The sequence below is a fragment of the Chlorobaculum tepidum TLS genome, assembly GCF_000006985.1.
In the GTDB taxonomy this organism is placed as follows: domain Bacteria; phylum Bacteroidota; class Chlorobiia; order Chlorobiales; family Chlorobiaceae; genus Chlorobaculum; species Chlorobaculum tepidum.
The window spans coordinates 874,709-900,628 of record NC_002932.3 but is presented as its reverse complement, the minus strand read 5'-3'; the positions used below and the strand labels follow the sequence as shown (position 1 = coordinate 900,628).

Genomic DNA, 25,920 nt, shown 5'->3' with positions numbered 1-25,920 from the left:
CGTACACAGGGAGGGTTTCCCGTTCGCCTTCATGAAGCTGTCTGCTTGAAAACAAGCATCCCTTCTCACAGAGATATATTCTTCCGGGAGCCAACGCTTATGCACAAAATTAATTGCATGGTTTCCGTATAAGACACCGACCACTGGATTTGTGCCCTAATAAGTCACCAGCGATCATCCCCCCAATCACCACGACAACTCCGATGGCGAAATCTTCTTCTCATTCCGCCGATCTTCGACCACTTCGCCACTTCGTAACGTGATGATGCGGTCGGCCATGCCGGAGATCGAGACGTTGTGCGTGATGACCAGCGTGGTGGTACCGAGTTCCCGATTGACTTTTTCGATCACTTCGAGCACCAGCTTGCCGGTGCGGTAGTCGAGCGCGCCGGTGGGTTCGTCGCAGAGCAGCAGCTCCGGACGCTTGGCGACGGCGCGGGCGATGGCGACGCGCTGCTGTTCGCCACCCGAAAGCTGCGAAGGGAAATGGTTGATGCGGTCACCGAGGCCGACCAGCCGCAACGCCTCCTCGGGCGGCATGGGATTTTCGACCAGCTCCGTAACGAGCTGCACGTTTTCGAGCGCCGAGAGGCTTGCGATGAGGTTGTAAAACTGGAACACGAAGCCGATGGAGCGGCGACGAAACGCCGTCAGGCCAGCCTCGCCCTTGGCGTTAATGTCCTGGCCCTTGAACGATACCGTGCCGGAATCAGGCACATCGAGGCCGCCGACGATGTTGAGCAGCGTCGATTTGCCGCTGCCGGAAGCGCCGAGCAGCACCACCAGCTGGCCCGCCCCGAAGTCGAGCGAAATGTCGTGCAAAGCCTTCACGGTCACCTCGCCCATCAGGTAACTTTTCGACACCCCATCGACGGAGAGAACGGTTTGACCCACTTGATCCATCATCGACACCAGCCTTCAGACATGGTTAGGAAAAAAACCTCTCCAACTCGAACCGATCTGCCGGAGAAAACATTCCTGATTGCTCCGGCAGCCGCCCGATGAATTCAATCATGAGATTCGTATTTTCAGCTTTTCCATCGACAGCTGGAATCGCATGACACCTCTTCTCTTTTTTATAGCGACCATCATCTTCGCCGCCGGAGCGGGAGCAGGAGCTTTTCTTGTCAACGCTTTCCGCAACAAACAGGAGAACGTCTGCCGTGGCAGCGTGCGCATCGGCCCATCGACGGTCGCCGGACGCGGCGCATTCGCGCTCACTCCGATCAAGGAAGGTGACATCATCGAGCGCTGCCCGGCACTCGAAGTGACCGACAAGGACATCGGCGGCGAACTGCTCAACTACGTTTTTTACGGCAGCGCCGAAGACCGCCGGCTCATTGCGATGGGCTACGGCATGATGTTCAACCACTCCTCAAACCCCAACGTCGCCTACTACCGCGAAGATACCCCGACCGGCCCCGAACTGATCATCTACGCCCTGCGAAACATCGCCGAAGGCGAAGAGATGTACTACAACTACGGCGACGACTGGTGGAAAACAAGAGGCGAAAAATCAGATTTTTGACAGTTGACTATGGGAAATTGAATTCTTGAGCGCAACAAATCAAGGGTGGCCGCCAAAACGCCTTTCGGGGTTCGGACTTTGCTCTTCCCAAACTATCAACTGTCAACTATCCATTATCAACTCATCAAACCCTCGCCGCTAAAATCCGCTGCATTGCCGAAGCATCGAGCGGAACAGCGTTGCTCTTGCTCCGGGTGGCAGCAATAATCTCCGCGAAATCGCTCTCGCGCACGCCGAACTCGCCGAGGCGTGGGAAGGCGAAGCGCTCCTGCCACCTTTCGAGCAGCTCGACGAGGCGGTCACAGTCGGCAGCGAGGTTGCCTGTCGCGCTCCCGGTGAGGATGCGGCTGGCGTTGGCGAACTTGTGCAAGCCCAGCTCGCCGCCCTCCGAGGCTCTGAGCTGGCGAATGTTCTCGCGCGTCGATTCGGCGAGCAGCGTTGCGCAGAGCGTGCCATGCGGAATCTCGAACAGGCCGCCGACCGACGAAGCGAAGCCGTGCACGATGCCGAGGCCCGCGTTGGCCAGCACGATGCCAGACATCAGCGCCGCGTAGGCCATGTCGGCGCGCACGGCAACCGAAGCCGCGCCGTCGCCGCTGGCAACTGCGAACGAGCGGGCGAAGTGCTCCAGGCCGCTGCAACAGAGCGCATCGGTGTAGGCGCTGGCGAAGGGCGAGAGGTAGGCTTCGAGCAACTGTGTGAAAGCGTCCATGCCGGTTGAGACCGTCACCTCGCGCGGCAAGCTCACCATCAGCTCTGGATCGATGATCGCCACATCGGGCACGAATGCCGGATGGCGCAGCGAGCGCTTGAAGCCACCCGGCCCGATGCGGCTGATGACGGCGTTGCTCGTCGCTTCGGTGCCGGTGCCAGAGGTGGTCGGCACGGCGATAAACGGAACCTTGCGACCGTCGTGCGGCGTGAAGCCGGGCTGATCCTCGATGAAGCGCTCGACCGGATCGCGCTGCAAGAGCATCGCCGAGATCGCCTTTCCGGCATCCAAGGCGCTGCCGCCGCCAATGGCGACAACGACCTCGAACGGCTTCTGGCGACCGAGCGCCGCAGCCTCGTTGATCAGCTCCGGCGACGGCTCGCGCTCGACTTCGAGGCAAGCAACCTCCATCCCGGCGTGGCGCAGTTCGTTGAGCATTCGCGACGCAACCGGCGAGCGCCGCAGCGTCTGCCGCCCCGTTACAAGCAGCATCCGCCGCCCAAACGCGGCGGCAAGTGCCGGAAGCTTCGCGAGCGCACCCGGCCCGAAGTGGATGCGCGGCATCGGCAGCACCGAAAACTGCATCTCAATCGACACGGCTGTACCTCCCCTTGCGAATCAGCATTTTGCCGCAGTGCGGGCAGTTGGCCGTCCGGCAGGGTACGCCAGGCACGTGCGGCTGCTCGTAGCCGCAGTGCAGGCAGATGCAGACAGCTGGCTCCTCAGACTCGCCGGTCAGGCAACTTCCGGTGATCTTTCCTCCTTCGATACAGATGGTCTTGCCGCCAACCAGCGCGTCGGCCACCTTTTTGCGAGCCGATTTGATGATGCGGCCAAAGGTCTGCCGCGAAACCTTCATCTTGTCGGCAGCGTCGGCATGGTACATCCCTTCGAGATCGGCAAGCCGCAACGCCTCGACCTCATCGACCGAGAGCACGACATTCCGAAGCCGCGCGGGCGGAACACCCTCGGGCAAAAAGCAGGTAACACCGGGAAGCTCTTCGACAGAACGGCAGTGAAGCGGTCTGCCAGCACGGGGGTTTTTCATAGATCAGCCGGTATCGTTTAAAGCAGGAAGGCCGTCGCAGTGACGACACACCGAGACAGCCTTTCAAATGTAATAAGCGGTTCGAGAATATTCTACCGGGTTTCAGCCCCGCGGACATTCAGACCTCTTGCATTTCATGTTGCCCCGGCTTTCAAGCCGGGTAACACCACCTTGGTATGAAATATCCTTCAGCCCTCGACCACTTTGGTTTTCACCTCGAAAGCCGGGGGTTCCATGATGTGCTTCTTGACCGCACAGAGGTTGGCTGCGTTGATAACCGCATCCTTGTACTTTTCCGGGAAGGTCGGCGGCACCTCGATGGTCAGGGTAATCTTGCCGATACCGCGCCCGTCCGCTTTAGGCTCGTGGCTTTGCACGATTCTGATGCCATCGGTCGGAATCTCGCGGCTCTGGCAGAACGAATAGACGTAGATGCCTGCGCAGGTGCCGATTGAAGCGAGAAACAGGGCAAAAGGCTCGGGAGCAGAACCCTCGCCGCCGCTGTGAACCGACTGGTCGGTCTTGATGGTAAATCCTCTGAATTCGGCGTTAACTTTTTTACCTCCGCCGAACGTCACGATCAAATCACTGTCCATAGATGGAAATGTCTTTAGCTTGAAATTAAAATTCCGTGCTCAAGTATAACGATAGAGCAATTGATTAGCAACGTGCTGAAAAAATCACCGAACGCAAACGGGCACAACGCAAACGGGCACTACGCTATCGCCCAAAAAAGCCCTTTGAGCCACAGCGCCGCCAAAAGCCACACGGCAGCCTCCACCAGCTCGCTGCAGGCACCGAGCACGTCGCCCGTGATGCCGCCGATCTTGCGGTGACTCAACCAGCCGACGAAGAACAGGGCGACAACCGAGCCAAAGAGCAGGATCAACGATGGAGCGAGCTGCCAGTCGAGCAGCACGAAAAGCAACACGACGCCGGAGATCGAGGCGACGAGCAGGTGCGGCCAGCCCGCATCCTCGACAAACGCCATAGCCGTACCGCCATCACTGCGGGCGTAAGGCATCCTCGCGGCAAGCAGTACCTGCGCCGTGCGCGACAGGACGGCTCCGGCGGCGATCATGCCGTACGCCTCGGCGCGGGCCAGTTCAAGCAGACAAATCCACTTGAAGAGCATGACACCGATGAGCGCCAGCGATCCGAACGAGCCGACGTTTGGATCTTTCATAATCCGCAACGCCGCCTCGCGGGTTCGCCCTCCGAAAAAGCCATCGGCGAGATCAGCCAGCCCGTCGGCATGAAGCCCGCGGGTGAGGATGAGCCCACCCAGCAGCGCGAGCACGGCGGCCAGCTCCGGCCATCCGACGCCCATTCCGGCGCGGGCAAGCAGCACAACGATGCCGCCGATAACGAGCCCAACCACCGGAAACCAGTAGAGCGACGAGCTGAACCGCTCGGCGTCACGCCCCGGCACCGGCAGCGCTGTCAGCGTCCGGAGCGCTGTCACGAGTCCGCTCAGCATCTCAGACGAGCTTTTCGACAAATTTCTTAACCCCGGCAACGAACGCGGCGGGCTGCTCCTCCTGCGGCAGATGAGCGCAATCGGGAATCACGAGCAGCTCCGCCCTCGGCAGCTCACGCGCCAGCCGGAAACTCTCTTCGGTCTTAACCGTCAGGTCGTGCTCGCCGGTCACGACGAGCGACGGCGCCCAGGCCGAAGAGACGCGCCGGTTAAAATAGAGGCGGTGCGTTTCGAGAAACAGCTCCCAGAAGCCGCGCGACCAGTCGCCGACCATAAAATCATTTCTGAAAGCGGCAAGCGTCTCGTCCGAAAGGCGCGACTTGACGTGCCAGAATCCCCGAATGTTCTTGTCGTAAAGTTTGGTAATAATCACCTTCATCAGCCGCGAAAATACCGGCGACATCGCCTTCATGAAGGGCTTCATCACGGCGGGCACCTCACTGTTGGCGTAGCCGCTGTAGATCATCGCACCCACGAGCACGAGGCCCTGCACGCGCCTCGGGTGGCGCAACGCTGTCAGCAGCGCCAGCGTGCCGCCGGTCGAGTTGCCAACAATGACGGCGCGATCCATGCCGAGCTTGTCCATCAGCGCCACGACGAGGTCACTCTGCGCCTCGGGGCTGTACCGCGCCGCGTTGGATCGCGACGGCACGGGGCGCGAAGTCAGCCCGAAGGCCGGGCGGTCGAACGCCAGCACGGTCGCGTTCTCGGCGAGCGGAACCGCCACATCGCGCCACGAGCGGATGCTCAGAAAGCTGCCGTGCAGCAGCACGATGAAAGGCGGCTTGCCGCTGCCGTAGCGCTTGTAGTGCACCCGGAAGCCGTTGCAGTCGATGAACTTACTGTCAGCATCGGCTTTCTTCCGCTGTATGTCGAGAAAAGAGTCCATGTTATCAGTCGTTTTTGCCGGAAACTCCCGCCGAACTGAAGGTAGCCATTTCGTTGTAGATTTTCACCGACGCCTCGATCACCTGCATAGCCATCGCCGCACCGGTGCCCTCACCGAGCCGCAGGTCAAGGTCGAGGATCGGGCGCGCACCGAGCTTCTGCATCACCGCGCGGTGGCCCTGTTCGTTGGAGAGGTGGCTGAAAAAGAGGTAATCGCTCACCGTGCACGAGAGCTTGATGGCACACACCGCCGCCGAGCTCGAGATGAAACCATCGACCACAACCGGCATCCCAACCGACGCCGCACCGAGAATCAGGCCGCAGATGCCTGCAATCTCGAAGCCGCCCAGCGCGGCGAGCACTTCGAGCGGCGTCGCGAGGTTGGCGCGATTGACCTCGATTGCCTTTTCGATCACCGCGACTTTGTGATGAAGTCGCTCGTCGTCGATGCCCGTGCCGCGACCGGTGATCGCTTCGACCGGCAACCCGAGCAGCGTGGCGTAGAGCGCCGTTGCAGGCGTGGTGTTGGCAATGCCCATCTCACCGGTAGCGAGCAATTCGTACCCCTGGTTCCGCGCCTCGATGGCCAGTTCCGCACCCGCCATGATCGCCTGCAAGGTCTCCTCGATACTCATTGCCGGACCTTCGGCCATGTTCGCCGAACCGTGCTTCACCTTGCATCGGCGCAGCATCGGATGCTCCGCGAAGTCGTGATTCACCCCCATATCGACCACTTCGAGATCGGCCCCGGCGTGGCGCGACAGCACGTTGATGGCCGCCCCGCCGCCAAGCATGTTATAGACCATCTGCGGCGTCACCTCGGCAGGAAAGGCCGAAACGCCCTCGGCAGCCACACCATGATCCCCCGCGAAGCAGAACACCTTCTTTTTGGACAGCGAAGGCTTCGTCGTGCCGGTGGCGATGCAATACTTCATCACAATCTCTTCGAGCCGCCCAAGGCTCCCCTGCGGTTTGGTCAGATCATCGAGATGCGCCTTGACGGTGGAGGTTAGGTTCATATCGACAGGCTTGATAGAAGCCAGAAGCTGCTGAAAACGGTCGGTCATAACGATTGATTTTTTTTTGGTTACTCTTTTTTGGTTACTACTTTTTCAAAACAAGCGGCAAACCGCTGCACAGCAAATACGCCTGCGTGGCGCGTTCGGCCACCTTGCGATTGAGCGTGCCGGCCAGGTCACGGAACTCGCGTGCCATCGCGTTTTCGGGCACGATCCCCATACCAACTTCATTGGAAACAAAAATGATGTCGCACGGCGGATTCTTCAGTACATCGAGCAGGGCGTCGATCCGCTCGTTGATCGCCGCTTCATCGCCGAGATAGTGCATCATGTTTCCCAGCCACACGGTCAGGCAATCGACCAGCACCACCTCTGTCCCGTCGGGTAAAGCGCGCAGCGCTTTGTCGAGATACACCGGCTCCTCCACCGTCGTAAAGCGCTCGTCGCGCTCCTGTTTGTGCTTGTCGATACGACGCTGCATCTCCCCATCGAACGCCTCGGCAGTAGCAAGAAACACCCGACACTTGTATCGTTCGGCCAGCTTCAGCGCATAGCAGCTCTTGCCACTCCGGGCTCCGCCGGTCACATAGATTACTTCAGGCATAGGTGCAATAATTATGCGATTGAAGAGTCATGACGAAAACCGCTCCAGCGTCTCGACTGACGACAAAAAATCTGCTTCCGAGAAAATCTCCAGCGTGAACACCTTTGGCTCGCCCTCCACCTTGCGCAGCGCTTCGACCACCAGATCGAGCGCTTCGGGGCGCATGCAGGCCAGTGAGTTGTGATCGCGCCCCCCCGTCGTGCCGTGCATGTGCAGCACCTTTGCTCGGGAGAGGTAGCGGTCAAGATAATCGGCGGTCGGAAAACCGTAGTATTCGAGATGGCCCACGTCGAGCGCCACCGAAAAACCGAATTGTTCGACCACCGGCCAGACGATCTCGAAGGGGTAGTTCAGGTTTTCGGCGCAGAACATCGAGACCGGTTCGCCGCAGCCCTCGAGCAACATTCTCGCGGAGTCGCCGAGACTCTCCACGAAAATCTGCCGTTCTTCGTCGGAAAAAGCGTTGATGTCCACCCCCTTGCCCGCCTCGAAGTGCATCACGAAGGCCGACTTCGGCAGCGCTTCGGTAAGGTCGATGATCCGGCGGCACTTGCCCACCGAGCGCTCCCGCTCATCCCGAAAAGGGCTGCCGAGATAGACGTCGAGCGGCAGGTGCACCGAGTAGGTCAGACCATGCTCTCCAGCCAGCGCGACCAGCTCCGCGATCACCTCCGGCGACGGCAGGTTGCTGAACTCGTCGGACTCGAAGAGCGCCAGCTCGATGTCTTCGACCTTGTCCGCCAGATAGCGCACGTTGGGCAGAATGTCGTCCGGGATGATATAAGACGAGGTGCCAAGCCTGAACGGGTACTTCTTCATCTTCAATGTTGCGATTCCGGCCACGCCCGGTTGAGCATCGCCGTCAATTCCTGAATTCCTTTCCACTCCGTCGCTCCGGATTTGCGGAGTTTGTCCGACATCTCGGCGGCCTCTTTGCCCGGCGTGTAGTCGCGCTTGTCGAGTCCCGAGGCGATCCAGACCGGCTTGCCCGCGTCGAGCGCTTCGGCGGCAAGTCGGAGATTCACAAGGTTGCCGGAGCCAATGGGCACCGGGCCGATGACTACGCCGTCGGCTTCCGACACCATCGCGGCGGCCTGCTGGAACGCCTCGTCGCCGACCGCCGAGAAGGGCTGTTCGAGCACGCATGGAATATCGAGCGCACGGGCCGCCTCGGCGTCGGAATCGAGCCGGTTGAGTACACCCGAGGTGAGCTCGAAGCCCTCGATGAAGAGCCGCCGGAAGAGCTCGATACCCGAGCCGCCACCGCAGATGATGTGCAGCCGCTTGCGCACCGCCGGACGGCGCAGCAGCTCGTCGAGCGCGCCGCTCACCACCGGATTACCGCTGAATGGGTCGCGTCGCACGCGCAGTTCGCAGTCATAGACGCGGCTGAGCAGCTCCGGCTGCATCACCTCCTCCGGCGAGCCGTTCTTCACCAGCCGCCCGTGCTGCACCAGCATCAACCGCCCGGCGACCTGCGCGGCGAGGTTGAGATCGTGGCTCACCAGCAGCACCGTGATCCGCTCCTCGCGGTTGATGTTCATCAGGATGCGAAGCACCTCCTGGCTGTGGTTGATATCGAGGTGCGCTATCGATTCGTCGAGCATGATGATGCGCGGCTCCTGCGCCAGAGCCATGGCGAGCGCCGTGCGCTGCTGCTCTCCGGCGCTCAGTTCGTTGAAGCGGCGCTCCCGGAGGTCGAACACGTTCGTGTAGATCATCGCCTTCTCGACACTGTCGTAGTCATGCCCCTCCAGTCCCGTCCAGCGCCCGCGGAGATTGCGCCCGAGCATCACGATTTCACCCACCGTGAAAGCCATCGGCGAGTCGAGCTTCTGCGGCACCACGCCAATGAGCGAGGCGCGCTGGCGCGGCTTGAGCGACGAAACCTCGCGCCCAAACACCTCGACCTTGCCTTCCGACGCTTTGAGCAGACCGGTGGCGGTCTTGAGCAGGGTGCTCTTGCCGGAGCCATTCGGGCCGATCAGCGAAACGAACTCCCCCTCGGCGATCCCAAAATCGACATCGCGCAGCACCGTGCGCCCCTTGTACCCGGCGGTGACGCCTCGAAACGCAAGCGCAGGCGCTCCCAGCTCAGTCATTCCAGGCATACTTCATCCTTTTTCGGAGCACGATGAGGAAAAACGGGCCGCCCGCCAGCGCCGTCACCACTCCAACGGGAATTTCAATGGGAGGCATGACAACGCACGCGATGACATCGCAGAGCACGAGAAACGCCCCGCCACCGAAGGCCGAGGCGGGCACGAGCCAGCGGTGGTCGGGGCCGAAGATCGCCCGCATGACGTGCGGCACGATGAGGCCCACGAAGCCGATCATCCCCCCCATCGAGACCGCCGTAGCCGCCAGCAGCGTGGCAAGCAGCAGGCTCGACACCGTCACCGTTCCGGCATTGAGCCCCTGATAGTGAGCCATTTCGCGCCCCAGCGTCAACACGTTCAGCGCCGGAGCGAGCAGCCATAGCGCCACCGATGCGCCTGCGATGAAGAGCAGCGCGATGAACTGATTGCCCCACGAGGAGGGCTGGAGGTTGCCGAGCATCCACCACATCACGGTGTGCATCCCCTCGACGTTGGCCGTCGAGACGAGAAACATGATGACGCTCGAACAGATCGCGCTGACGATCACGCCGCTCAGGATCAGGCTGTACACCGACGGCATACCGCCGCCCTGAGCCGCGATGGCATAGACCGCGAAAAGGGTGATAACGGCGAAGAAGAACGCCGTGACCGGCAAACCCGCTGCACCGAGAATACCTCCACCGACGAGGATGCTCAACGCCGCGCCAAGTCCCGCACCGCCGCTCACGCCAAGCACGTAAGGCTCGGCAAGCGGATTGCGCAGAATCGCCTGGAACACTGTACCGGAGGTCGAGAGCGCCGCACCGACCAGCATTCCCATCACGAAACGCCCGAGCCGCAGGTCGATGATCGCGCGGCCCGAAATCGACGACGTGTCGGGCAGGCCGATGCCGGACGGACCAAGCAGCAGCGACAGACCGAGCAGCAGCGGAATGGCCGCCGCCAGCAACAGCGCCCGTCGGCGATTGACCGGCGAACCTTTGACGATCATCGGGCGGCAGCCGTCACCGCCATTCGTTTTATGTAAGCGCGTCAGGCTCACTCCTCCACGCCAGCCTGTGAGAGCAATCCCTGCTCGTAGCCGTGCTTGATCATCTTCATCTCTGTCACGGTGTCGGCCACGTCGATCAACGCCTGCGGCGCATTGCGGCCGGTCAGCACGATGATCTTGTCACTGGCATCGACAATCGCCTTGATGAGCGGCTCGAGCGGAATGATTTCTTTCGAGAGCGCGAAACACACCTCGTCGAGCAGCACGAAATCGTACTCGTCCGAAGCCAGCGCGTCGAGCGCCTCCTCGAAGCCGAACTCCGCCGCCTGTTTGTGCTTCTCCATCATCGGGCTGTCGGGATTGGTCGGCAGGAATCCCTTGCCGTAGTGATCCCACTCGACATCCTCGAAGCGCGTAAAGAAAAGCACCTCCCCAACCCCCTCCTGGGCCTTGACGAACTGGATGACACGCACTTTCAGACCGTGGCCGAGCGCACGCGACAGCATTCCGAACGCGGCCGTGCTTTTGCCCTTGCCGTTACCTGTGAAAAGAAGAACCCGTTTTTGTGACATAACTGATTACGATTGTAGAGACTTGGAAAGAATAAAAAGCAGCAGCGCGCCACAGGCCATGAACAGAACCGAGGCAACGTACATCAGGCGCATGGCGCCTGTGATCGTCGTGGCATCCAGCGCGCCTTCGCGAAGCCCGAGCGTCGGTACGGTTTTGGTGACTCCGCCGTAGCTCCGCTCGCCGCCAAGCGTGACACCGAGTGCTCCGGCAAATGCCGCTTCGGGATAGCCCGCATTGGGACTTTCGTGCAACGTCGCCCCCAGCTTCACCGAACGGAAAACACCCGCCGGATCGAGCCGTAAAATAAAAGCCGCGCCCGCAACCGCCAAAACCGTCAGGCGCGACGGCAGGTAATTCATGAAATCATCGAACCGCGCCGACGCCCAGCCGAACTCCCTGTAACGCTCGTTGCGGTAACCGAACATCGAGTCGAGCGTGTTCGAGGCCTTGTAGAGCCACGCCCCGGCAGGGCCGAAAAGCAAGCCGTAAAAGAGCGGCGCGGTCACGCCATCCGATGTATTCTCGGCCACACTCTCCACAGCAGCCCTCGCCACACCCTCTTCGTCGAGCATCGAGGTATCGCGACCAACCATCATCGCCACCTTCTGGCGGGCGAGTTCGAGATCGCCCGCGCGAAGCGCATCCCGCACAGCCGATCCGTGGTTGTAAAGATCGCGCGGTGCAATCGCGAAATAGAGCAAAAGCACCGATACGACGACGCCAGCAAGCGGATGAAGCAGAAACGCCGCCACCACGAGCGCCAGCACCGTCACGACAGTCGTACCGATGACCACCAGCGCCGTCAAAATGCCCGCCAGCCGGAGCGGCAGGAACCGCATCCCCCGGAACAACCGCTCCGCGCCGGACGCAAGCTTGCCGACCAGCCGCACCGGATGCGGAAACCACTGCGGATCGCCAAGCAGCAGATCGAGCAGGAACGCCGCTGGCATCAGCAACCAGGTCACGACACCGCCTCCTCGACGGCAGCTTTCGCGATCCTCGACAACTCGGCGAAATCGTTCAGCGCCTCGATGAGACGCCGGTTTTCGTCGGAGGTGCGAATGCAGAAGCGGAAATACTTCGGCGGAACGCCCTCGAAATTCCGGCAGTCCCGGACGAGAATGCCGCGTTCGGCGAGAACATCGAACAGCGCGTCAAGGCTGAATTCGTCCGCGACGGAGGCGAAAAAGAAGTTCGCCGCGCCGCCGTGCAGCGTGATCACGGAGTTCCCGGCAAGGCCGTCGGCAATCTGTTTGCGTCCTTCGCGGACGATGGCGTGAACCTCCCGCTCGTACTCGCCGCAGTGCAGCAGTTGCCCGGCGACATGCTCCGCGACGGCGTTGACCGTCCACGGCTCCTTGTAACCGTAAAGCTGGCGGATCATCGAGGGATGCGCGATCACCGCACCAAGACGCAACCCGGCGATGGCGTAGAACTTGGTCAGCGAATGCACCACAGCGATGTTCCGGAACGCCTTGATTTCGGTCATCAGGGAGTTTGACGGGAAGGCCTCCGTGAACTGGATGAACGCCTCATCGACGATGAACCGCTTCTCCGGAAAGCGGCAGGCCAGCGCCAGCAGCAACTCCTTGGGAATCAGCGTGCCGGTCGGGTTGTTCGGGCTTCCGGCCAGGAGCGCGTCGCATCCGGCAAGCGCATCGGCAAGCTTGTCGATGCCGGGAAAGGCGAAGCTGCCAGACTCGCTCAGTGCAAGCGGGACGACCTCCGCTCCCGCAAGGCGGCAGGCGCGTCCGTAATCAAAAAACGAGGGTTGGGGAACGAGCACACGCTTGATCCCAAGCGCTCTCGGAATCAGGTACAAGCCCTCGATTGCGCCATTCGTCGAGAGCACACACACCGGATCGAGGCCGAATCGAGCCGCGTAGAACTCACGCACTCCGTGTCCATCCATCGAGGGATAGGGCGCAAGCGGAATGGAGGTTGAGAACAGCTCCTGCAACGGAGGTTCGATCGGTGCGAGATTGACGCTGAAGTCGAGCGAAATGGCACTCGCAAGCCTGTCGCCCGAACGGTCGCCGTGGCGATGTGCCAGCAGATGATCGTGATTCATGACTCTTTCTCCCCTTTGACCGAAAGACCGGCAATAGCAAACAACTTCTCAAGATCGAGATTTTCCGAGAAATGCTTGGCAAGCAGCTCGAATGGATCAGCAACGGATGCTCCCCTTGGCGATTCGTAACCCCCGTCCAGCAGGCGCAGGAACCAGGTACGGACTTCCGGACGGTCGAAAAAGCCGTGGAAATAGGTACCCGTCACCTGACCGTCGGCGCTCTTCGCGCCGTCGAAATCGTCGGTTGCGACGCCGTTGCGCTCCGTCACTTCGAGGAGTGGCGACGCACCCGGTTCAAGTGCCGTCCGGCCCATATGAATTTCGTAACCGCTTACAAAAAATGGTGTTCCGGCAATTTTACCGACGCTGTTACAGAGCGCTTTTTCGCGTTCCAGCACCGTCTCGACCGGCAACATCGCGAGACCCGCGCTCGCGCCCGGAGCGCCCTCAACGCCGTACGGATCGGCGATAGACGCGCCGAGCATCTGGTAGCCACCACAGAGACCGACAATGATGCCTCCCCGCTTGCGAAACTTTTCGATCTCGTCGCGCCAGCCCATTGTTTCGAGCCATGCGAGGTCACCGCGCACGTTCTTCGAGCCTGGCAGAATCAGCGCTTTGTAACCATCAAGCGACTTCGGGCGGTGGAGGTAGTGCAGCTCGACCGAGGGATCGCGCTCCAGCGGCGCAAGGTCGGTGAAGTTGGAGATATGCGGAAAGTAGATCGCCGCGACGCCGATCTTGTCTCCGGACGGCTCCTGCTTCGGATCGACCACGGACGACAATGGGACAGCGTCCTCAGCATCAATGGTGAAGCCGCGAAAATAAGGGATGACGCCAAGCACCGGCACGCCGGTCATCGATTCGAGCATTTTTACGCCACCCTCGAAGAGTGATTTGTCACCCCGGAAGCGGTTGATAATGACGCCTTTCACCAGCGCACGATCCTCCGGCGGAATCACAGCAAGCGTGCCCACCACCTGGGCGAAGACGCCACCACGGTCGATGTCCGCTACGAGAATCACTGCTGCTCCGGCACGTCGGGCGGTTTTGAAGTTCACGAAATCGCGCTGGTAGAGATTCATCTCCGCGCACGATCCCGCCCCCTCGATCACCAGCAATTCGTGCCGCACCATAAGCCGGTCGAGGCTCTCGAAGGCCGCCTCGGCCCAGCGCTGCGTGTCGCCGAAATATTCGCGAGCGCTCTTGTCCGCGCACACTTTGCCTTGCAGCACAACCTGCGCGCCGGTGTCGGTGTTGGGCTTGAGCAGCACCGGATTCATGTCGGCGTGGGGCGCGACACGAGCGGCCTGCGCCTGCACGATCTGCGCCCGGCCCATCTCGAAACCATCCGGCGTGACGCCTGAATTATTCGACATGTTCTGCGCCTTGTAGGGCGCCACATCGACTCCCGCGTTGCTGAAAATGCGGCACAGCGCGGTGGCCACGATGCTCTTGCCGACGTCCGAGGCGGTACCGAGTATGGCGATATTGGTCATGGGCGTTACGAAATCAGTTACCATTGCTCCTGGTGCAGCAGGTCGTCGAGTGCAAGGCGCGGCAGCCAACCGGCCTGCTCCAGCTCCGGCGCTTCGTGGAAAAAGCTTACGTAACCGATGCAGAGCCACGCCACCGGCACGATGTGCTCCGGAATGCCGAGTACCCGGCGCACATGGTCGTGGTGGATGATGCTCACCCAGCCGACGCCGAGATTTTCCGCGCGCGCGGCGAGCCACAGGTTCTGCACCGCACAAACCGAGCTGTACAGATCCATCTCCGGATTGGCCGTGCGCCCGATCACCACCTCGCCGCTGCGGCTGCGGTCGCAGGTGACGCAGATGCCAACCGGCGCTTCAAGAATGCCTTCGAGCTTGAAGGTGCGATACTGCTCGCGCTTCTCGCCCTCGAACATTTCGGCAGCCTCGGCGTGAGCGACTTCAAAGCCCTCCTTGATCTGCTTGCGAACGGCAAGATCATGTACAACAACGAAGTCCCACGGCTGCATGAAGCCGACGCTCGGCGCGTGGTGCGCTGCATCGAGCACCCGCCGGAGAACCTCCTCCGGCACCGGATCGGGCAGGTACTGGCCGCGCACGTCGCGGCGGCTGTAAATGACTTTGTAGAGCGCGTTGCGCTCGGAAGTAGTGATGGTCATTTCGATTCATTTTTCTTATTCCGACTGCCGAACTGCCATTGCAGATCCGCGAGTCCTTCGAGAATTTTTGGCGATGGCGACACAAAATGCAGGCCATCGAGGCGCACGATCTGGTAGTCGCCCTCGGGAATCCGCACGGGGCATTCGTAGCCCTCCTTCTGGAGCACGACGCACTTCGCGCCCGCAGGCCTCACCCGCTTGCAAACATCGCGGCTTGTCCAGTCGGAGAGAAAGAGAGAGCCGGGATGCAGCGCCGCGATGGCCGCCGGGTCGGAATCGATCACGCCGCCGGTCTTCGGCAGGTCGAGGTCGCCATAGCGGCTCACCCCGGCGATGCGATTGGCGAGACCGAGCGCACACAAGGTGTCGGTAATGTAGGGCGACTGGCTGACGATGCGCCCCTCCGACCCGGATGCCGCTCCCGCGAAAAGCAGGAGCAGCAGCACAAACATCAACTGTTTCATGACCGGCAATGATTTACCGGTTTCTGTTGATGACAGCATGGATCAAATGTCCGCCTTCAGACCAAAAACAAAGGTGCGGCCAGGCATCGGATAGCCCTTGACATACTGGTACTCGCGGTCAAAAAGGTTGTTAATCTCCGCCCTGACCGTGATTCCCGGCCCTTTCACGCCCTTGCCTCCGAACGGAAACTTCTTCGATACGGAAAGATCAACCACCGTAAATCCGCCTTTCGGCACCACCTCGCCAAAGCCGGTCTCCCAGTTCTGAACGAGAGTCTTGCCTGTGTAGGCAAGGTTGAACGCGCCGTTGAACCCGCACCCATCATGCACTCTCAGTCCGGTGCTGGCGTTCCACTGCGGCGTGTAGAGCAGGTCGTCACCGGTCTGGTTGTCACGATACCGCAAGAGGTAGGTGTACCCGGCATATGGTTCAAGCGTCCACGAAGAACCCTCGAGTGCAAACACCTTCGAAAGCTCAGCTTCGATTCCGGATACCGTCGAGCTGCCAACATTGATATAGGTGTAGGTCGTTGGGGCAATCGCTTTGGTCTGAATCATATCCTTGTAGTCGGTGCTGAACCAGGTCAGCGAGCCATTGAGCCCTTTCCAGGTAAGGTCCATGCCGACTTCATACGTCTCGCTCGATTCCGGTTTGAGATCGGGATTGCCGATATAGGTCGTCCCCCAGCTAGTGATATGGGCGGCAAGCTCACGCGCCGACGGCATCCTGAAGCCTTCGGCATACGAACCTCTGAGCTTGAGGAAATCGGTTGCCTGCCACGCCACTCCGGCCTGATGCGCGAAGTTGTCCCTGCTCTTCGACGTGCCCTCGCCTTCCTTCATGTCAACATGATAATCATCGTAACGCACGCCTGCGGTAAGAATCAGGCGCTCGTCGAACAGGCCATATTTGCCGAGAAGAAAACCGGCCGGATTTTCATAAGAGGCCCATGTGGGCGCCGAAGTGGAATCGAGCTCGTATTTCAACCAGTCAAATCCGGCTGTAAGCCTGAGGGCACCCGGCTGCCAGGAAACCTGTGCCTGCGCCCCTTGCTGGTCAACATTGTTGGTGCTTTCACCCCAGTTCGGATCGACATAGCGATACTCGTCCTTTCCGGTGAAGTAGCGAGCCATCCATGAAAGAGTACGGCTGGAGGTCGTACCATCGTACCTGAAATCGACGGAGTGGTTGTTCTGAACCGTATAGGCATTGAGATCGGGCAAGCTGAAATAGCCCGGAGAGCCGGCCTTGTCCACATCGAAGGAGTGAACGATCATGCCGATCCGCTGGCCGTCGGCAATCTCGTAACCAACATTCAGGCTCGCCATCTTCTGGTCGTGGTAGCCGGTGTTCTGGTAGGTCTCGCCTTTGGCCGTCTTGTAGCTCCCAGAATCGGATTTCGAGATGCTGCCTGAATAGTCGAAGCGTCCGGATTTTCCCTGAATGGTCGCCTCGGTCATGGAGAAATCGTTGCTGCCGATTTTCTGCTCGATCGACGCCGACGGCGCGCCCGAACCTTTGGCCGTAATCACGTTGATCACGCCGCCAATCGCCGCAGAACCGTACTGCACGGCGGCAGGCCCCCTAATGATTTCGATGCGCTCGACGTTGGCTGTCATGATCTTGGCGAGGTTTCCGGTACCGGCGCGGCGGCCGTCGAGCAGTACAAGCACCTTGCCCATGAGATCATTGCCGTGGGATTCAGTCCTGAAACCGCGGATGCCAACGGAGGTCAAGGTTCCAGGATACTTTTGAATCTGTCCAAGATTTTTCTCCGCGAGAAGTTCACTGAGATCGTTGGCCGACGACTCGTTAATCTCCTCTTTGGTGATGATCGTAACGTTCGAGGTCAGCTCTTTTTTCGGCTGCGGCACACGGCTCGACGTGACGACGATTTCATTACCGAGATAGTCCGAACCGGTCTCGGCGGCGTGGAGCGTGGGGCTGGCGAGCATTGCCGCCATGACGATGGCGAGCGTTCTTCTGTTCATGGTGTTGTCCTGTGTTGAATTAACTGAATCATCAACAGACAGGGATAGAGGAAAAGGACTGAACCGGCACCAGAACACAGCATGGATCGAACGGACTGACGAAAGCCGCGCTCAACGGAAAATACCGCCAGAGAGCACGGATTCTGAAAACGATGCTGTTGGTCTTTGGATAAACCGGAAGTGCTTTGCCTGACTATTAACCCGTAGTCTTGTTTCCGAGCAAAGAGTAACTGGCAGGTCTCCTGACTTTACGGCTTGAATCGATGCAGCCTTCCCGCCCGCTCCGTGGAGGAGCCTGGCAGTGACGTGCACCGGCTGCGGCTTTGAGGCATGTGGCCATACCTGCCAGCGGCAGTTTTCCGTTGTACAGTTGCGGGTACAGTGTACGAATCTCACGTACTTCCCTATTCTCCGGCTTTAAAACCGGCACCAGCTAATCATGTGAAAGAACATCTTCTTTGTGGGCGGAATTTACGATTTTCCATCGCAATTACAAGCGACTCACGCATTGCGGTCGGCAGTCATGCCAACGATGGTGCGTGCCATCGACATGGCCTGATGATGCAGCACGTCGAGCGCCCGGAGCAGCTCCATATGCAGGTCGTGCGTGCGCTCCGATTCGGAACGGCTCTTGATGCGCCGCATGTGCGAAAATCCAAGATCGAAAAAGATGCGGTCGAACGCCTTGCCCTCTTCGATCACCGCCGAGGCCCTGCGGGGACTCATCTCCTCGATGGCCAGGTTCATGGCCGCGATCTCGCGGCACACCTGTTCGTGCAGCCGCTCGATCTCCGCCTTTCCCTCTGCGGTCAAGCCGACATTGAGCTTTCCCGACGGAAAATCGGCCAGCAGGGTTTCGACCACATCGCCTGCCGACTCGATCTCCTTGGCCAGCGCCATCAGCGCCGCGGCCTCCCGGATCAGCGGCTCGCCGACCGCCTCCTGCATGACGCGGATCAGGTACGCAGTAACCTTCTGCTCCAGAAAATCGAGCTTCTCCTCGCGCATCATCAGCCCCTCGCTCACCCCAAGCCGCTTGTAGATGAGGTCACGCCCGTTCCCGCCACCAATGAATGGCACGGGCAGCGCGCTTGCCATCCGTCCGAGAATCTTGTTCATGCGCGAAATCTCCAGTCGGGCCAGCCCAACCGCCACCTCGGGAGTGGCGAGTGCCGAGGTGCGCAGATGCCACACCGCAGGAATCCGCCCCATCTCATCGGGATCGTCGGGCAGCAGCTTGACAAGCATCCGCCCGAACTGCGGCAGAAACGGCAGAAACAGCAACGCCATGAACAGGTTGGAGAAGGTGTGGGCATTGGCGATCTGCCTCGCCAGCCCTCCGGCGGCATCGGAAGGCGAAATGGCGCGGATCAGGTCGAGCCAGGGCGGCAGAAAGATGAGAAAGACGATGACGTAGGTGACGTTGAACATGAGCTGCGCAAGAAAGACCCGCCGGGCGGGGCGAACGCTTCCGGCGCTGCCAATGGCCGCCGTGATGCAGGTGCCGATGTTGGCCCCGAACATCAGCGGCACGGCCACTTCGAGGGTCAGCACACCCTGCTGCGCCATCGTGATGAGAATGGCGATGAACGCCCCGCTGCTCTGGATAATCGCCGTCATGACCGCACCGGCAAGCACGCAAAGCAGGGGATTATCGAGCGTGGTCAGAATGGAGAGAAACTGCGGGCTCGATTGCAGCGGTTCAACCGCCATGCCCATGAGCTTGAGGCCAAAAAAGAGCAAACCGAGACCGGAGATCGCCTCGCCGAAAAGAGAGAGCACACGCTGCCGACGAATGAGCGACAGGAAAAAGCCGAGGGCGAAAAGAGGCAATCCGAACTCACCCGGCGAAAAGGCGATGAGCTGCGCCATCATGGTGGTGCCGATCTCCGCGCCAAGTACCACGCCAAGCGACTGCGAAAAGGTGAGAATCTGCGACTGCACCAGCCCGATCAGCGTCAGCATCACCATGCTGCTCGACTGCACGGCCACGGTCGCCGCCACGCCCGACAGCAACGCCGACACCGGGTTGCCGGTAATTGTGGAGAGCAGATGCGCGACCCGTCCGCTCGAAGCCTTCCGCAGTCCGGCGCTGAGAGACTTCATTCCCAGCAGAAACACCGCGAGGCCGCCCGCGAACAGCAGGAAATTCGATAGTACGGATTGCGATTCCATCATCTTCCGTATCTGTTTTCAGCGCGTTTCAGACGCCATCTCGCCCAGAATTTCAGCGACCCTGCACCGCCGGTACTCGAACACCTCGTCAAGCCGAGGCCCGACGATCAGCGCCTCGACCACTTCGCCAAAAAGGTCGAACGGCAGCGCATACTCCACAATGTCGGTCATCTCCGTGCCGCCCTCGATATCGCGGAAGAGGTGACGATGATACCACTGCTCGTAAGGCCCGGACAGCTGCCGATCCTCGAAGAAATCGGGCTTGGAAACCTTCATGATTTCGGTCGTCCACCGCACGGGAATCATCATAAAGGGATAGAGCACGAAATTCAGCTTCATGCCTTCATAGATTGCCGTTCCCGCATTGCCGCCCTCGGCCTTCAGCATCATTTCGGGCGGCGTGATCCGGGCAAGATTACCCGGTTGTGAGAAAAAGTCCCACGCCACATCTATCGGCACAGGCAACCGCTGTACCCAGGTTTTTGTATGCAGATTCATTCAGTTCGTTACAGCTCAGTTTTTTTGGTTCTTCGCAGAATTTCGTGGGTGGCATGAAGGATGCTCACATGACCATCCCTGATGAACAAGTTTAACAGTTCGGTCAAAGACATGTATAACTCATCATATGATAAAGCATTAATGTGATTAATCCTTTGGCCGGACACTCTTTGCAAAGCGCATTCGTTTTGGCCGTGCCTCAGTCGATTGACCCATATTCACCATTTACTCACGAAATTCTGCGAAAAACCAAAAAGTTAATTGATTGCGAAAAAACTTCTCGAACAGCAGTGCAATACACAGTCCCGCACCACCCACTCTTCGCCAATCCCCCCCCCACGAAAACCGCTTGCCCTGAAAAACCCCCTGCACTATCTTGCAGGTGATTTCTCGCAGGTGCATCAAATCCTCAACTCTCTTGCTCATGCCCAAAGCTACCGTCGGCGCCATCATCCACCCCTCGGAAAGCGAGCGTTCGACCATCCTGCTCACCAGGCGGAACGTCAATCCGTTCAAGGATCATTGGTGCCTTCCCGGCGGGCATATCGATGATTACGAATCTGTCGAAAATGCCGTCGTTCGCGAAGTAAAGGAGGAGACGAACCTCGACTTTGCACCGGAAACGTTCGTCGGCTGGTTCGAGGAGATATTCCCGGAGCACAACTTCCACGCCGTGGCGCTGGTGTTTGCCGGAACCGGATCGGGCGCGTTGCAGTCGCAACCAGAGGAGGTCGCCGACATGGCGTGGTTCGCGCTCGACGATGCACTTTCGATGCCGATCGCTTTCACCCATAACCTTGTCCTGCAACACTATGCCCGTTCGCTCGAAAAGTAACCGCCTGACTCCCCTTTTCATCCTTCTCGCCCTCTGCCTGCAAACGCTGGCAGGGTGTTCGAAACCGCAGGCTTCCGACAAAACAGAGCCGACGAAATCGCAAGCGCCGCAGCGCATCGTCAGCCTTGCGCCGAGCCTGACCGAGATGCTTTACGCCATCGGTGCGGGGCCACAGCTTGTCGGCAGAACCAGCGCGTGCGACTGGCCCGCCGAAGCCAAAAAAGTACCGGTGGTCGGCTCCTTCGGACGCCCGTCGCTGGAGATGCTCGCTTCGATGAATCCTGACCTCGTGCTGGACGTCGATCTGGCCGACGATCAAACGGCAAAAAAAATGGAAGAGATGCATATCCGCCGCGAGCACATCCGCTGTCAGGATCCCAAAGAACTGCCCGCCGCGCTCCGCAAGCTCGGCACGCTCACCGGCCACACACGGCAGGCGGACAGCCTCGCGACGGTGATCGAGCAAGGGCTGGCGAAGTATCGAAAAGAGGCTGACGCGAAACAGCACAAAATGCGCATCTATCTTGAAATCTGGAACGATCCTCTCTGGACAGGCGGGAGCAACAGTTTCGTATCGCAACTGATCGCGCTTGCCGGTGGCCGCAACATTGGCGACGCGGTCGAGAAGGAATATTTCGAGGTCTCGCCCGAGTGGGTCATCCGCCAAAATCCCGACCTGATCGCCTGCATGTACATGGCGAACCAGACCCCGGCAGCCGACAATGTGAAAAAGCGCCCCGGCTGGCAGGGCATCAGCGCCGTGCGCAACAATCGGGTCTATGACAACTTCGACAACCGTCTCTACCTGCGCCCCGGACCGCGCATCCTCGAAGGCATCGCCGGAATGAAAAAGCTGATCGAGAGCAATGAACAGTAACGCCACGACCAAGAGGAACGCGACGATCAATACCCGACAGAGCCGGGCGTTCCTCGTCGCCGCGCCGTCGAGCGGCTCCGGCAAAACAACGATCACCCTCGGTCTGTTGCGCCTCTTCGCGCGGCGCGGTATGGCCGTGCAGCCCTTCAAGTGCGGCCCGGACTACCTCGACACGATGCTGCACGCGATGGCCGCCTCGACAGGAGAAACAGCGCGACCGGGCCTCAACCTCGACACCTTCATGGCCTCGAAAGAGCACGTGCGCTCGCTCTTCGCACGCAACGCGGCATCGGCAGATATTTCGGTGATCGAAGGGGTGATGGGGCTGTTCGACGGGGCCGAAAAATCGGACGGCAGCAGCGCCGAGATCGCCGCGCTGCTTGGCTTGCCGGTCATCATGGTGATCGACGGCTCGAAGATAGCCTACTCCGCAGCGCCGATTCTGTACGGCTTCAAGCATTTCGACCCCTCGGTGAAGGTTGCGGGCGTCATCTTTAACCGCGTCGGCAGTGCGTCGCACTACAGCCACCTCGAAGCCGCCGCAAAAGACGTTGGCGTCGAGCCGCTCGGCTATCTGCCGCGCAACAGCGATATTACGATCAGCGAGCGCCACCTCGGCCTCAACACCTCGGCGGAGTACGACCGCGAAAAGCTCATCGACGCGATGGCCGAACACATCGAAAAAACGGTGAATATCGAGCGGCTGCTCGACGTGGCGCGGATCGAACTGCCTGAAATCGAACAAGCACAACCAGTGACGAAAAAGCTGGACAAGGTGATCGCCGTAGCACGGGACGAAGCATTCAACTTCATCTACCACGACAACCTCGAAACGCTAAAGCGGTATGGCGAAGTGCGCTTTTTCAGTCCGCTGCACGACCGCGAGCTGCCCAAGGCCGACCTCGTTTACCTCGCTGGAGGCTACCCGGAGCTGCACGCCGAAGCGCTGGCGGCGAACAAAACGATGCGCAAAGCCATCGCCGAATGGTGCCGCAACAGAGGCGCAACCTGGGCCGAGTGCGGCGGCCTGATGTACCTCGGCAAAACGCTCACACTCGCCGATGGCGCAGCCCACCCGATGTGCGGCGTACTCGACCTCGATACCACCATGCAGGAAGCCCGCCTCACGCTCGGCTACCGCAAGGTGTATCCGGCGGGAGCGGACGGCGTGGAGCTGCGAGGCCACGAATTCCACTACTCCCGCATCTGGCGGCAGGGCGAAATCGACACCATCGCCGAAATCCGCAACGCCCGCGGCCAACAGGTCGGGACAAAACTTTTCCGCGTCGGCAACACCATCGCCTCGTACCTTCACCTCTACTGGGGCGAGCACGACTACCTTGCTAACTGGTTCGACGTGTTGAGGTAAAAAATGATCGCGAGCAAAACGGCAACGACGCGCCGCTACGTCATCACTGGCGGGCCGGGCAGCGGCAAAAGTACGCTTATCGAAGCGCTCGAAGCGCGCGGCCAGCGCTGCTACCCGGAGGTCTCGCGAGAGCTGATCCGCCGCGAAGCACGCCGCCCGAACGGCGTGATGCCCTGGAACGACCTCGAAGCGTTCGCCCGCCTCGCCTTCACGGAGATGCTCCTCCAGCACGACCACGCCGAAGAGGCTGGCGAACGCTGCTTCTTCGACCGCGCCATCCCCGACATCTTCGGCTACCTGCTCGAGCGCGGCATCGACATCCAGGAAAGCTGGCTCGACGTTCACCGCCGGTGCCGCTACGAACGCACGGTCTTCATCCTTCCGCCGTGGCCCGAAATCTACGTCAACGACGCCGAACGCCCCCAAACCCTCGCCGAAGCCAACGCGCTCCACAACGCCATCCACGCGGTCTATGAATCGCTGGGTTACGAGTTGATCGAAGTGCCGAGAATGCCGGTCGAAGCGAGATGCGAGTTCGTGCTGGGGAGGTTGTGCTGCGGGAAGGAAGAGGCAATCAAGTACTCCCGCAAAGCTTGACTTCACTGCAGAAGGGATTAGCACGTCGCTGTGCTCCTCGCAATGACACACGACTGAAAAATTGACCATTGTCATCAGAGCCCTCGAATGAAGAACCCCGCCGCCTGTTCATCCAGCTCTTCCAGTTTCAGAAAAGCAGTTCGTGCATCTTTCCGACAAACACTACCAGCTCACCACAGACCAAAGATGTTCGGGACCCATTTTACATCTTGAAACCAGTGTTGGCTCAACGCCTCTCCCATCACCGGTCGCCAACCTGAAGCGACAAGTACCTGAACACAATCATCCCGGTTGACTCGCGGCAGAGCTACGATGTACGCGACGTGATCGCGCGGCTCGTGGATCGGGCGGACTTCATGGAGGCTCAGGAGCACTTCGCCCGGAACATCGTGATCGGCTTCGCCCGCATCCAGGGGCGCTCAGTCGACATCGTGGCTAACCAGCCGGCGGTGATGGCGGGCGAGCTCGACATCGACGCCTCCGACAAGACAGCGCGATTCATCCGCTTCTGCAACGCCCTCAACATTCCGCTCGTGACGCTGGTGGACGTGCCCGGATTCCTGCCTGGCGTCGAGCAGGAGTACGGCGGCATCATTTGCCACGGCGCGAAAATGCTCTTCGCCTACTCGGCGGCCACCGTGCCGAAATTCACCGTGGTGATGCGCAAGGCCTACGGCGGCGCGTACCTGGCCATGTCGCTCGACATTCTGCATTCAAAACGGGAGTTCAGGCCACAGAACAAGCATGGCCTGATTCCTCTCTGAACCTGAAACGAACCTGAATCATGCATGAACGAACAGGAAATAAAAGAGACAGTACGCGAGGCCGAACAGCAAGGAGATCACGCCGGAACTGCTCATGATCATGTCGGCCTCGATAGCGGCCTACCTCGGCAAGAACGTGCGCATCCGGCGCGCCCGGTTCATCGGCAAACAGGAGCCGAGTTCGTGGTCGCGGATGGGCAGGGTGTCGATCCAGTCCTCCCACACTTTCAGCATAAAAAAATAAGGAACCAAAGTCGTGCAGTTAACTTTGACCATAGATGGGAAAAAAATATGTGGTGAATGTCGAGGTGATCGAGGGAGAGGAGGGGCGTACGCCCGCCTCGTTCCCGCAGCCGGTCTCCACCATCCAGTCCCGGCAACCCGAGCCGCCGCCCGGCTCCAGCGCGCAAAACCACAGGCGGACAATCTGCCGGATGAAAAGGTGTGCTGCATCAACATCACCGCCCACACCACCGGAACCGTCAAGGCCATCTTGGCCACCCCCGGCGAAGCCGTCAAAAGCGGTCAGGCGCTGAGAGAGTTCGAGCAGGGAATAGAGACGCCCCGGCGCGGATGGAGTGCCGGGGCTACAAGACTGGATGGTCAGACACGAGGTTATCTGATGCAAGATTTTTTTTGACAGATGCACTCACTCAGACATCTTCGTTCGATAGGTAACTCTACATTGGTTCATAACACCATTCACTGAAAGTTCGACATAGCATTGTATCTTCTCTTGCGTGCCTTCTCCCATGCCCTTTATATCCCTTATAAATTTTCCCTAACAGGTCTTAGTTGGCCGCAGGATTGTTCTTGGTGAGAATGCCATCCTCAACCATTTTGTCGATCATCTTGGTGAGCTGGTCCTGAATGCGGATCACTGCGGGCAGCGAAAGGGCAACCGTTGCGTTTGAACGAACATTGGGCTCCTTGTCTTTCTCGACAGAGGTGACGTTGACAAGATCAAAACGAACGACGCCGTCAACGAGAAGCATGTTGGCGATACCATCAGCATAAATGGTCTGCATATCTTTTTCCTCCAGGTGAATAGGGTTTGAGTTTTCCTGATACTGCAAAAATCAGTGCGCTAATATACGCAAAGTCATGACGGTGGCCTAAAAAGGCGGTAAAAAACATGCATACGTTTGACAACCCATCCAGACAGCCGGTTCAGGAGGCTT

The 25,920-nt window shown here is 59.8% G+C and carries 28 protein-coding genes, 1 pseudogene and 1 riboswitch; of the genes and pseudogenes, 7 read left to right on the top strand and 22 right to left on the bottom strand.

Features of this window, described 5'->3' with window-relative positions:
* Positions 1-186: 186 nt before the first annotated feature.
* A complete protein-coding gene (locus tag AYT24_RS04385; RefSeq protein WP_164926963.1) occupies positions 187-906 on the bottom strand; it encodes an ABC transporter ATP-binding protein in 720 nt (239 codons plus the stop codon).
* Between the two features lie 151 nt (positions 907-1,057).
* Here AYT24_RS04385 and AYT24_RS04380 point away from each other — a divergent pair, with 151 nt between their 5' ends.
* A complete protein-coding gene (locus tag AYT24_RS04380) occupies positions 1,058-1,528 on the top strand; it encodes an SET domain-containing protein (protein ID WP_010932632.1) in 471 nt (156 codons plus the stop codon).
* Positions 1,529-1,652: 124 nt separating this feature from the next.
* Here the strand turns inward: AYT24_RS04380 and AYT24_RS04375 are convergent, their stop codons facing one another.
* From AYT24_RS04375 to AYT24_RS04285, 19 genes are all read right to left on the bottom strand, one after another.
* The gene (locus tag AYT24_RS04375) at positions 1,653-2,804 is read right to left on the bottom strand and encodes an iron-containing alcohol dehydrogenase (RefSeq protein ID WP_010932631.1); all 1,152 of its coding nucleotides are present in this window, start codon (positions 2,802-2,804) and stop codon (positions 1,653-1,655) included.
* Positions 2,805-2,826: 22 nt separating this feature from the next.
* On the bottom strand, positions 2,827-3,288 hold the full coding sequence (locus tag AYT24_RS04370; RefSeq protein ID WP_010932630.1) for a DUF134 domain-containing protein: 462 nt from the start codon (positions 3,286-3,288) through the stop codon (positions 2,827-2,829).
* A gap of 188 nt (positions 3,289-3,476) precedes the next feature.
* Entirely contained in the window at positions 3,477-3,884 is a 408-nt protein-coding gene (locus AYT24_RS04365) for an OsmC family protein (RefSeq protein WP_010932629.1), read from the bottom strand.
* Positions 3,885-4,003: 119 nt separating this feature from the next.
* Positions 4,004-4,768: an adenosylcobinamide-GDP ribazoletransferase gene (gene cobS / locus AYT24_RS04360; RefSeq protein ID WP_164926961.1), complete on the bottom strand. Its 765-nt coding sequence runs from the start codon at positions 4,766-4,768 to the stop codon at positions 4,004-4,006.
* A 1-nt stretch (position 4,769) separates the two neighbouring features.
* Positions 4,770-5,657 (bottom strand): alpha/beta fold hydrolase, encoded by an 888-nt coding sequence (locus tag AYT24_RS04355; protein WP_010932627.1) that lies wholly within the window; start codon positions 5,655-5,657, stop codon positions 4,770-4,772.
* 4 nt (positions 5,658-5,661) lie between these two features.
* Positions 5,662-6,723: a nicotinate-nucleotide--dimethylbenzimidazole phosphoribosyltransferase gene (cobT, locus tag AYT24_RS04350; RefSeq protein WP_010932626.1), complete on the bottom strand. Its 1,062-nt coding sequence runs from the start codon at positions 6,721-6,723 to the stop codon at positions 5,662-5,664.
* 37 nt (positions 6,724-6,760) lie between these two features.
* Positions 6,761-7,279 (bottom strand): bifunctional adenosylcobinamide kinase/adenosylcobinamide-phosphate guanylyltransferase, encoded by a 519-nt coding sequence (gene cobU / locus AYT24_RS04345; protein WP_010932625.1) that lies wholly within the window; start codon positions 7,277-7,279, stop codon positions 6,761-6,763.
* 27 nt (positions 7,280-7,306) lie between these two features.
* The gene (cbiR, locus tag AYT24_RS04340) at positions 7,307-8,098 is read right to left on the bottom strand and encodes a cobamide remodeling phosphodiesterase CbiR (RefSeq protein WP_010932624.1); all 792 of its coding nucleotides are present in this window, start codon (positions 8,096-8,098) and stop codon (positions 7,307-7,309) included.
* Positions 8,099-8,100: 2 nt separating this feature from the next.
* Positions 8,101-9,390 (bottom strand): ABC transporter ATP-binding protein, encoded by a 1,290-nt coding sequence (locus AYT24_RS04335; RefSeq protein ID WP_010932623.1) that lies wholly within the window; start codon positions 9,388-9,390, stop codon positions 8,101-8,103.
* The gene (locus AYT24_RS04330; RefSeq protein ID WP_164926960.1) at positions 9,374-10,369 is read right to left on the bottom strand and encodes a FecCD family ABC transporter permease; all 996 of its coding nucleotides are present in this window, start codon (positions 10,367-10,369) and stop codon (positions 9,374-9,376) included. Before AYT24_RS04330 ends, AYT24_RS04335 begins: the two co-directional genes overlap by 17 nt.
* A gap of 47 nt (positions 10,370-10,416) precedes the next feature.
* Positions 10,417-10,941 carry a cob(I)yrinic acid a,c-diamide adenosyltransferase gene (locus AYT24_RS04325; protein ID WP_010932621.1) on the bottom strand — a complete coding sequence of 175 codons (525 nt, stop codon included), beginning with the start codon at positions 10,939-10,941 and terminating at the stop codon, positions 10,417-10,419.
* A 6-nt stretch (positions 10,942-10,947) separates the two neighbouring features.
* Complete coding sequence (gene cbiB, locus AYT24_RS04320) at positions 10,948-11,907, bottom strand: adenosylcobinamide-phosphate synthase CbiB (protein WP_010932620.1); 960 nt, start codon at positions 11,905-11,907, stop codon at positions 10,948-10,950.
* Entirely contained in the window at positions 11,904-13,013 is a 1,110-nt protein-coding gene (gene cobD / locus AYT24_RS04315) for a threonine-phosphate decarboxylase CobD (RefSeq protein WP_010932619.1), read from the bottom strand. The genes cbiB and cobD overlap by 4 nt, the downstream gene beginning before the upstream one ends.
* Positions 13,010-14,512 carry a cobyric acid synthase gene (locus AYT24_RS04310; RefSeq protein WP_010932618.1) on the bottom strand — a complete coding sequence of 501 codons (1,503 nt, stop codon included), beginning with the start codon at positions 14,510-14,512 and terminating at the stop codon, positions 13,010-13,012. The genes cobD and AYT24_RS04310 overlap by 4 nt, the downstream gene beginning before the upstream one ends.
* A gap of 17 nt (positions 14,513-14,529) precedes the next feature.
* Complete coding sequence (bluB, locus tag AYT24_RS04305; protein ID WP_010932617.1) at positions 14,530-15,168, bottom strand: 5,6-dimethylbenzimidazole synthase; 639 nt, start codon at positions 15,166-15,168, stop codon at positions 14,530-14,532.
* On the bottom strand, positions 15,165-15,632 hold the full coding sequence (locus tag AYT24_RS04300) for a hypothetical protein (RefSeq protein WP_164926959.1): 468 nt from the start codon (positions 15,630-15,632) through the stop codon (positions 15,165-15,167). The genes bluB and AYT24_RS04300 overlap by 4 nt, the downstream gene beginning before the upstream one ends.
* Positions 15,633-15,674: 42 nt before the next feature.
* Positions 15,675-17,624: a TonB-dependent receptor plug domain-containing protein gene (locus AYT24_RS04295; protein ID WP_164926958.1), complete on the bottom strand. Its 1,950-nt coding sequence runs from the start codon at positions 17,622-17,624 to the stop codon at positions 15,675-15,677.
* 214 nt (positions 17,625-17,838) lie between these two features.
* Positions 17,839-18,073, bottom strand: a riboswitch (cobalamin riboswitch).
* A gap of 52 nt (positions 18,074-18,125) precedes the next feature.
* Positions 18,126-19,802, bottom strand: coding sequence for a Na/Pi cotransporter family protein (locus AYT24_RS04290; RefSeq protein ID WP_010932614.1), 1,677 nt, complete (start codon positions 19,800-19,802; stop codon positions 18,126-18,128).
* 15 nt (positions 19,803-19,817) lie between these two features.
* The gene (locus AYT24_RS04285) at positions 19,818-20,297 is read right to left on the bottom strand and encodes an SRPBCC family protein (protein WP_010932613.1); all 480 of its coding nucleotides are present in this window, start codon (positions 20,295-20,297) and stop codon (positions 19,818-19,820) included.
* 424 nt (positions 20,298-20,721) lie between these two features.
* Between AYT24_RS04285 and AYT24_RS04280 the strand changes: the two genes are divergently transcribed.
* The 6 genes and pseudogenes from AYT24_RS04280 (at position 20,722) to AYT24_RS04255 (ending at position 24,983) form a co-directional block, all read left to right on the top strand.
* Positions 20,722-21,132 carry an NUDIX hydrolase gene (locus AYT24_RS04280; protein ID WP_164926957.1) on the top strand — a complete coding sequence of 137 codons (411 nt, stop codon included), beginning with the start codon at positions 20,722-20,724 and terminating at the stop codon, positions 21,130-21,132.
* The gene (locus AYT24_RS04275) at positions 21,110-22,009 is read left to right on the top strand and encodes a cobalamin-binding protein (protein WP_010932610.1); all 900 of its coding nucleotides are present in this window, start codon (positions 21,110-21,112) and stop codon (positions 22,007-22,009) included. The genes AYT24_RS04280 and AYT24_RS04275 overlap by 23 nt, the downstream gene beginning before the upstream one ends.
* Complete coding sequence (locus tag AYT24_RS04270; protein WP_010932609.1) at positions 21,999-23,378, top strand: cobyrinate a,c-diamide synthase; 1,380 nt, start codon at positions 21,999-22,001, stop codon at positions 23,376-23,378. Before AYT24_RS04275 ends, AYT24_RS04270 begins: the two co-directional genes overlap by 11 nt.
* A gap of 3 nt (positions 23,379-23,381) precedes the next feature.
* Positions 23,382-23,975, top strand: a complete 594-nt coding sequence (locus AYT24_RS04265; protein WP_010932608.1) for an AAA family ATPase — start codon at positions 23,382-23,384, stop codon at positions 23,973-23,975.
* 263 nt (positions 23,976-24,238) lie between these two features.
* Positions 24,239-24,739 (top strand): annotated as a pseudogene (locus AYT24_RS04260) (carboxyl transferase domain-containing protein); the annotation flags it as partial.
* A gap of 100 nt (positions 24,740-24,839) precedes the next feature.
* Positions 24,840-24,983: a hypothetical protein gene (locus tag AYT24_RS04255; protein WP_164926956.1), complete on the top strand. Its 144-nt coding sequence runs from the start codon at positions 24,840-24,842 to the stop codon at positions 24,981-24,983.
* Between the two features lie 18 nt (positions 24,984-25,001).
* On the opposite strand, the gene AYT24_RS04250 is transcribed toward AYT24_RS04255, so the two are convergent.
* The gene (locus tag AYT24_RS04250; protein ID WP_164926955.1) at positions 25,002-25,367 is read right to left on the bottom strand and encodes a hypothetical protein; all 366 of its coding nucleotides are present in this window, start codon (positions 25,365-25,367) and stop codon (positions 25,002-25,004) included.
* Positions 25,368-25,530: 163 nt separating this feature from the next.
* Positions 25,531-25,767 carry a hypothetical protein gene (locus tag AYT24_RS04245; RefSeq protein WP_164926954.1) on the bottom strand — a complete coding sequence of 79 codons (237 nt, stop codon included), beginning with the start codon at positions 25,765-25,767 and terminating at the stop codon, positions 25,531-25,533.
* Positions 25,768-25,920 lie beyond the last annotated feature (153 nt).

Coding starts and splice junctions, on each gene's coding strand:
- AYT24_RS04385 (WP_164926963.1), bottom strand. CDS start 906: ATGATGGATCAAGTGGGTCAAACCGTTCTCTCCGTCGATGGGGTGTCG.
- AYT24_RS04380 (WP_010932632.1), top strand. CDS start 1,058: ATGACACCTCTTCTCTTTTTTATAGCGACCATCATCTTCGCCGCCGGA.
- AYT24_RS04375 (WP_010932631.1), bottom strand. CDS start 2,804: ATGCCGCGCATCCACTTCGGGCCGGGTGCGCTCGCGAAGCTTCCGGCA.
- AYT24_RS04370 (WP_010932630.1), bottom strand. CDS start 3,288: ATGAAAAACCCCCGTGCTGGCAGACCGCTTCACTGCCGTTCTGTCGAA.
- AYT24_RS04365 (WP_010932629.1), bottom strand. CDS start 3,884: ATGGACAGTGATTTGATCGTGACGTTCGGCGGAGGTAAAAAAGTTAAC.
- cobS (WP_164926961.1), bottom strand. CDS start 4,768: ATGCTGAGCGGACTCGTGACAGCGCTCCGGACGCTGACAGCGCTGCCG.
- AYT24_RS04355 (WP_010932627.1), bottom strand. CDS start 5,657: ATGGACTCTTTTCTCGACATACAGCGGAAGAAAGCCGATGCTGACAGT.
- cobT (WP_010932626.1), bottom strand. CDS start 6,723: ATGACCGACCGTTTTCAGCAGCTTCTGGCTTCTATCAAGCCTGTCGAT.
- cobU (WP_010932625.1), bottom strand. CDS start 7,279: ATGCCTGAAGTAATCTATGTGACCGGCGGAGCCCGGAGTGGCAAGAGC.
- cbiR (WP_010932624.1), bottom strand. CDS start 8,098: ATGAAGAAGTACCCGTTCAGGCTTGGCACCTCGTCTTATATCATCCCG.
- AYT24_RS04335 (WP_010932623.1), bottom strand. CDS start 9,390: ATGCCTGGAATGACTGAGCTGGGAGCGCCTGCGCTTGCGTTTCGAGGC.
- AYT24_RS04330 (WP_164926960.1), bottom strand. CDS start 10,369: ATGATCGTCAAAGGTTCGCCGGTCAATCGCCGACGGGCGCTGTTGCTG.
- AYT24_RS04325 (WP_010932621.1), bottom strand. CDS start 10,941: ATGTCACAAAAACGGGTTCTTCTTTTCACAGGTAACGGCAAGGGCAAA.
- cobD (WP_010932619.1), bottom strand. CDS start 13,013: ATGAATCACGATCATCTGCTGGCACATCGCCACGGCGACCGTTCGGGC.
- AYT24_RS04310 (WP_010932618.1), bottom strand. CDS start 14,512: ATGACCAATATCGCCATACTCGGTACCGCCTCGGACGTCGGCAAGAGC.
- bluB (WP_010932617.1), bottom strand. CDS start 15,168: ATGACCATCACTACTTCCGAGCGCAACGCGCTCTACAAAGTCATTTAC.
- AYT24_RS04300 (WP_164926959.1), bottom strand. CDS start 15,632: ATGAAACAGTTGATGTTTGTGCTGCTGCTCCTGCTTTTCGCGGGAGCG.
- AYT24_RS04295 (WP_164926958.1), bottom strand. CDS start 17,624: ATGAACAGAAGAACGCTCGCCATCGTCATGGCGGCAATGCTCGCCAGC.
- AYT24_RS04290 (WP_010932614.1), bottom strand. CDS start 19,802: ATGATGGAATCGCAATCCGTACTATCGAATTTCCTGCTGTTCGCGGGC.
- AYT24_RS04285 (WP_010932613.1), bottom strand. CDS start 20,297: ATGAATCTGCATACAAAAACCTGGGTACAGCGGTTGCCTGTGCCGATA.
- AYT24_RS04280 (WP_164926957.1), top strand. CDS start 20,722: ATGCCCAAAGCTACCGTCGGCGCCATCATCCACCCCTCGGAAAGCGAG.
- AYT24_RS04275 (WP_010932610.1), top strand. CDS start 21,110: ATGCCCGTTCGCTCGAAAAGTAACCGCCTGACTCCCCTTTTCATCCTT.
- AYT24_RS04270 (WP_010932609.1), top strand. CDS start 21,999: ATGAACAGTAACGCCACGACCAAGAGGAACGCGACGATCAATACCCGA.
- AYT24_RS04265 (WP_010932608.1), top strand. CDS start 23,382: ATGATCGCGAGCAAAACGGCAACGACGCGCCGCTACGTCATCACTGGC.
- AYT24_RS04255 (WP_164926956.1), top strand. CDS start 24,840: ATGTCGGCCTCGATAGCGGCCTACCTCGGCAAGAACGTGCGCATCCGG.
- AYT24_RS04245 (WP_164926954.1), bottom strand. CDS start 25,767: ATGCAGACCATTTATGCTGATGGTATCGCCAACATGCTTCTCGTTGAC.